This window comes from Fulvivirga lutimaris, assembly GCF_009711525.1.
In the GTDB taxonomy this organism is placed as follows: domain Bacteria; phylum Bacteroidota; class Bacteroidia; order Cytophagales; family Cyclobacteriaceae; genus Fulvivirga; species Fulvivirga lutimaris.
Window position 1 is genome coordinate 1 of the sequence record NZ_SMLV01000224.1, and the last position, 6,426, is coordinate 6,426.

The following is a 6,426-nucleotide window of genomic DNA, read 5'->3' on the forward strand; positions in this document are numbered from 1 at the left end:
CTGTCATTTTTACAGGTTGTTGGTTACTCTGATTTTGGCAGCTTTCTTTTTGTTAATTCCACTAAAATTGCAAAAAGCGTTAATCAGTCGTCAGGGAGGGTGATTTGGTCTGCGTAGTGCTTTACAACATATTCGAAAGGTCTGATTTTAACATCTGAGGCCTCTTTCTTTTTGGGCTCATACATCAACTCCACGAACTGTCCTTTTAAAACAAACAATAGCCTCTTTTGAGAGAAATACATTCGTTTTCCAACGAATGTTCCATTGTCCATTAAAAATTTAAGTTGCTTATCCACTGTCTTGCAAACGTTTACATTTTCATAATGTTTACGACATTATCATATAATATATCAAATTTGCAGCTTAATACAGAAAATTATTCAATGATTATTTCCGATAGCAAGATCAATAGCATTATTACACACCAGGTTGGCAACAAGTTGAGAGACGAGGGCTACACCCTTTCTGAAGAGGCCAGTGACATCAATGAGGAGTCTGAAGAATACTATTTAAAATACTTCTTAGAGGTACTTAAAACAGATGAAAAGTATCGTTTTTCGCATCCTACGGACATTGAGCTCAATGAAGTCCTCAATATCACTCAAAAAGTTTTTGATGATAGCGCAGCATTTCTTGAAGCATCACAAGACATTGCAAAACTGCTCTACTCCCACTCTGAGCATCCTAAAATCAATGAAGGAGCGCTTAATGTAGTATCATTTTCAGATGTTGCTTATTCAGGCATGAAGTGTAAAGCTTTGGGCATCTTTAAATCGGAGACCAATGTGCCTTTCCTTAAAATTGAAAAGAACTTTAAAAACTACTCTCTAACCCATGATACAGGCTATGAATTAAATGGCCTGGATAAAGGAGCACTGATAATAAGAGTCACCTTTAATGAGTATGAAGTAATAGTATTTGATAAAAACGGTTCAAGAAGTGATTCTAAGTTTTGGATAGATGATTTCCTGCAACTAGAATTGATCTCTAATGAGTTTTATCAGACTACCGAGCTGATGAAGGTGACTAAGGAATTTATCAAAACAACGGTATCAGAGGAGTTTGAAATTAGTAAACCTGACCAGATTGACCTGCTCAATAGGTCTATGGACTATCTTAAAAACACTGAAACTTATGACAAGAATGAGTTTTTAGATACTGTACTTCACGATGAAGGTTTAAAACAATCATATAAAACCTTTACTGACGATCACTTGTCGGTAATGAATGTACCTGAAAGCTTTACTATCTCAGAGGTAGCAGTTAAGAAGATGCAGCGCTCTTTTAAAAGTGTATTAAAACTGGACAAAAACTTCCATGTTTATATTCATGGGGATAGGGACAAAATAGAGAAGGGTGTAGATGAAAATGGAAGAAAGTATTACAAAATCTACTTTGAAAAAGAGGATTAACTTAGACTCATTATAATGGAAATATTTAAACTAAAGGAAGACGAAGAATACATTGAGCTTAACAACTTGCTGAAAGCGCTTAACTGGGTAGCAAGTGGTGGCGAAGCCAAAGCTATAATTAAGGAAGGTAGCGTTATTGTAAATGGTGAAGTTGAAACACGAGTCAGAAAAAAGATGCGTTGCGGTGATACAGTTAAACTTCAAAATGATGAAGCTAAGGTAGAATAAACTGACCTACATAGTCTAAGTTGACAAAATATATTTGACCATCCACATAAAACACTTTTCCATTGCATCTAATGTATACTAGCTTGGTATTGTGTTAAACAGATATCAAATGAAACTATCAACCTCTATTGCTTTACTTTTCCTAAGCCTACAAACCTTTGGTCAGGTAAAAAACGACTCTCAACTGTCACTTTCTGAAATAATGAAAGGCGAAGACTTTATCGGTCACTTACCATCGAGTATCAGCTGGTCAGATAATAGTCAAAACATCTACTTTAACTGGAATCCTGATGGTGACACATTGAGTTCCACTTATGCAGTGTCTATTGGTTCTAAAGACATTCATAAACTGAGCATTGACGAGCAAAAAGCTATGACCGAGCGTGGCAATTACTCAAAAGGACGTGCATTTAAAGTTTATGATAAAAATGGCGACATTTTCCTTATGGATAATAGCACATATTCCATTACTCAAATCACCAATACAATAGCTCGTGAGTCAGATCCGGTATTTGCTGGTAATGATGAATATATTGTCTATAAAAACGATAACAATCTATTCTCCTGGCAAATAAAGACAGGTACTGTAGAACAGCTCACTAATTTCAAGTCAGGAAAAGAAAGAAAAAACAAGCCCTCTGAGCAGGACAAGTGGTTAAAAAAAGACGAATTAGAATATTTTGATATTCTTCAAAAACGTAAAAATGAAAGTGATGCTCGCTCTAACAGACGGGATAAAACATCTCCAAAAAGACCCAAAGAAATTTACACTGGTGATATGCTCATTAGCAACATGTCTATGTCACCTGACATGCGCTATGTTGTTTATGAACTTATGAAAGCTGGAGATCGTAAAGGCACTATTGTTCCAGATTTTGTAACCGAATCAGGCTATACAGAAGACCTAAATGCAAGGCCAAAAGTAGGCAGCCCTCTACCCTCTTTCGAATCATGGATATTTGACTTAAAGCAGGACTCTGCTTACCAAATTAAAACAGACAACATCGAAGGCATATATGACAAACCTGCCTACCTGAAAGAGTATGCTAAGAACCTTGCTGATTATAAAGACAAGTATGAAAAACCCAGAGAAGTAAACATTGGCAACCCTGTCTTTTCTGATGACAGCAAAGCCGTAGTTAACATTACGTCCAATGATTATAAAGACCGATGGATCATGTCTCTTGACTTATCCAGCGGTGATTTGAAGTTGATAGACCGTCAGCATGATGATGCATGGATTGGTGGCCCTGAAATTGGGTGGTTTTCCCCTGGTGTCATTGAATGGTTAGATAATGATAACATCTGGTTTAAATCTGAAGCCACAGGATATGCACACTTATACACAGCCAATGTAAACACTGGAAAAGTAAAGGCGCTTACTAAAGGTGATTTTGAAATTTTAGATGTGGAGCTGTCTAATGACAAACAGACATTTTTCATAACGAGCAACAAAGAAAGTCCACATTTACATCACTTTTATCACCTGCCAGTTAAAGGTGGTAAAATGACGCAGATAACAAGCCAAAAAGGCGGGCATGAAGTAACTGTTTCTCCAGATGAAAAATATTTGGCAGTAAGATATAGCTATATCAACAAGCCCTGGGAGCTATATTTAATGAAAAATGAGGCTGGAGCCAAAATGGAACAGCTTACTACTTCAACAACCGATGCTTTTAAAAATTACAACTGGCGCGATACTAAAATCGTCAACTTTAAGGCTAGTGATGGAGTAAGCGTGCCAGCAACACTGTACGAACCTACAGAGGGCAAGAAAAACGGAGCTGCAGTAATTTTTGTACATGGTGCAGGCTATTTACAGAACGTTCATAACTGGTGGTCATCTTACTACCGTGAATACATGTTTAATAATATGCTCGCTGATAATGGATATACTGTGCTGGCCATAGACTTCAGAGCTAGCAGAGGTTATGGTAGAGACTGGAGAACAGCTATCTACAGACATATGGGTGGTCGTGATATGGACGATCAGGTTGATGGAGCAAAATATCTGGTTGAACAGCAAGGTATTGACCCAGAGAGAATAGGCATCTATGGCGGTTCATATGGTGGTTTTATCACCCTGATGGGAATGTTCAAATATCCTGACACCTTTAAAAGTGGAGCTGCCCTTCGTTCAGTAACTGATTGGGCGCATTATAACCATGGCTATACCGCCAATATCTTAAATACCCCTGTACAAGACAGCCTCGCTTATGCAAGAAGTTCACCGATTTACTATGCAGAAGGACTAAAAGGAAACCTATTAATTCTTCACGGCATGGTGGATACCAACGTGCATTTCCAGGATGTAGTTCGGCTTTCTCAACGACTGATTGAACTTGGTAAAACCAAATGGGATATGGCCGTATTCCCTATGGAAGGTCATGGGTTTGTAGAATCCTCAAGTTGGGCTGATGAATACAGAAGAATCTTTGAGTTATTTCAGAATACCTTACAGAAGGAATAACTACAATTACGATTAGTAATAAAGCGCCAATGCAAAGTGTTGCATTGGCGCTTTTACTTCATGCTGTTTTCGTTTCTTTTAACGCTTCAAAAGAAAGTTTTTAATCTAATATAGAATTCAATTAGTTTTCTCTTGTTCATTGGGGACAATAAAACTAAACATCGTGCCTACTGACACTTCACTTTCAACTGAAATTCGCCCGCCCATCAGATCAAGTTGAGTCTTTACCAAATACAAGCCAAAGCCCTTCCCTTCGATTGTTGGATGAAACCGATTATAAAGTCCAAATATTTTCTTTGAAGTATGTTCATCTAACGGAATACCAATACCATTGTCTTTAACGGTAAAGTGGCAAATTCCATCCTCCTGATGCGCCCCTATTGTAATCTCAAGACCTCTCTTAGGCGAACGGTATTTGATTGCATTTGAAATGAGATTCAAAAAAATACTATGAAGAAAAGGGCGTACTGTAAGAATATGAGTAGCCCCTAATTCAAAATTCAATCTTGCATCAATCGCTTTCAAATCTGTTTCTAATAAGTCAATCACACTTTCAATCAGCGATTTAATCTCAATCTTCTCCCGCTTAAGATCAAAACGTTTTTGAAGTGAAATAATTTCTGACAAGTCGCTGATTACTTCTTCAAATTGTTTGGCAGCTGCTTCCAATCTTTGGAAATACTCCGAGTATTGTGCTGGACTAACATCCGGCATCTTCATCAAATTCAAAAGGCCTGTTATCCGTGCCAGAGGTGCTCGTAAATTATGTGAAATAATATATGAGAATTGTTCGAGCCCCTCATTTTGTTCTGTTAGTCGATTGATAGTTTCATGCAATTCTTTCGTTCTATTCAATACCTTTTCCTCAAGGTTTTGATTAATTAGCGTTATCTGATCTTGTTGGGAACGCAGCTCCTCATTCTGAGCCAGTATCTCATTGTTTTGTTCTTCAATGATGTTCCGTTTTGTTGTGAGTTTTCGGTTTGCTTTTGTTCGTATTCTCACAATACGATAAAGCATAAAGGCTACTATGCTGATAAAAAATGCAACAAGTACAATTAGCCAGAGTAAGGCATTGGACCACTTCCTTGATTCGTCAAAAGCTATGCGTTCATTCTCTGCTATTAATTTTTGCTTTTCAAGTTCATATTTCAGTTCATTCTCCCGAAGCGTCTCACTGTACGACTTTAATTGCATGCTATCACTTAGAATCTTATAGTTAAGGTGGCTCTTATAAGCATCTTGAAATCTTCCCAGTCCAGCCAATGCCTCACTGCGAATTTTCTCTCCGTCCCTAAGATAATCCATGCGCTTAACCTCCTTGGCCAAGGCTAGGGCGCTTTCTAAAATATTGAGAGCTGCGGTAAAATCATTGGTGCGATTTAGAACGCGACATTGATCTAGCATAAACATTGCTTCCCTGTCTATGCTACCAGCATCTTTGGCAACTTTTAATCCCCTTGTAGCAAAATTCATTGCACTATCAACATTATTGACCGCTATATAGTATTCAAAAAGACCATGATAAACAGGTATTTCACTCCATGGGTCAGGGCTTTCTTTCGCAAACTTCAAAGCACGTTGCAAATAGTAAAAGGCTGAATCTGTGTTGTTGAGTCGTAAATGATTTTCGGCTATATCACTTAAGAGCATCAAAGCACTATACTCTTGGTTAATTGATCTTCTAATAGTAAGACTTCGGTGAAAATAAGGCCATGCTCCCTTCCGGTCGCCAAGCTCAGCATAAACATTGGCTATATTGTTCAGTGTAATAGCCATTCCTCGAAGATCATTTGCAGTTTCCTTTATCCTCAGGCTCTGAAAATAAAAAGTCAATGCAGAGGATCGCTTGCCTCGATACCTCTCCACATTCGCCATCCCATTATAAATATTTGCTAATATTTTTTTATCACCGCTTTGCTCAGCAAAAGGTAAAGCACGCTCCAAATTAATTTGTGCAGAATCAATTCTATCAAGGTAATAATATGACATGCCTATCAACCATTGCGAAAACCCAACTCCCCTTTCATAGTCCTGATTACGGGCTAATTTATTGGCTTTTTTAGCATGAAATAACACCGAGTCATAGCTGGTATTTTCAAATGTTTTGGCGTACTCACATAGTAGCAGGGTGTAGGTTGTGTCTTTCTCCTCGAACTGCGCCAATTTGCTTTTCAAACTCTCTGGAGCAATCGTCTGCGCCTGAGAAATGATACACAAAACCATAAAAAGTAATAGAGCGATCCAGAATCTTAAATAACTGATGAATAGGAAAATTTTACCCATATACCCATATAGCTTTATTGAATATAAGGA

5 protein-coding genes are annotated in these 6,426 nt (G+C 37.8%); 3 read left to right on the forward strand and 2 right to left on the reverse strand.

Annotation, left to right across the window (positions count from 1 at the left end; all coding sequences use genetic code 11):
• Positions 1-83 precede the first annotated feature (83 nt).
• Positions 84-296, reverse strand: coding sequence for a hypothetical protein (locus E1140_RS02525; protein ID WP_155178708.1), 213 nt, complete (start codon positions 294-296; stop codon positions 84-86).
• A gap of 87 nt (positions 297-383) precedes the next feature.
• Here E1140_RS02525 and E1140_RS02530 point away from each other — a divergent pair, with 87 nt between their 5' ends.
• The 3 genes from E1140_RS02530 to E1140_RS02540 all read left to right on the forward strand — a co-directional run bounded on the left by E1140_RS02530 (position 384) and on the right by E1140_RS02540 (position 4,110).
• Positions 384-1,412 (forward strand): nucleoid-associated protein, encoded by a 1,029-nt coding sequence (locus E1140_RS02530; RefSeq protein ID WP_185153388.1) that lies wholly within the window; start codon positions 384-386, stop codon positions 1,410-1,412.
• A 15-nt stretch (positions 1,413-1,427) separates the two neighbouring features.
• Positions 1,428-1,640, forward strand: coding sequence for an RNA-binding S4 domain-containing protein (locus E1140_RS02535; RefSeq protein WP_155178712.1), 213 nt, complete (start codon positions 1,428-1,430; stop codon positions 1,638-1,640).
• Between the two features lie 109 nt (positions 1,641-1,749).
• A complete protein-coding gene (locus E1140_RS02540) occupies positions 1,750-4,110 on the forward strand; it encodes a S9 family peptidase (protein ID WP_155178714.1) in 2,361 nt (786 codons plus the stop codon).
• Between the two features lie 117 nt (positions 4,111-4,227).
• Here the strand turns inward: E1140_RS02540 and E1140_RS02545 are convergent.
• Positions 4,228-6,426 (reverse strand): tetratricopeptide repeat-containing sensor histidine kinase (locus E1140_RS02545; protein WP_221412611.1); only part of this gene is annotated, 2,199 nt, incomplete at its 5' end.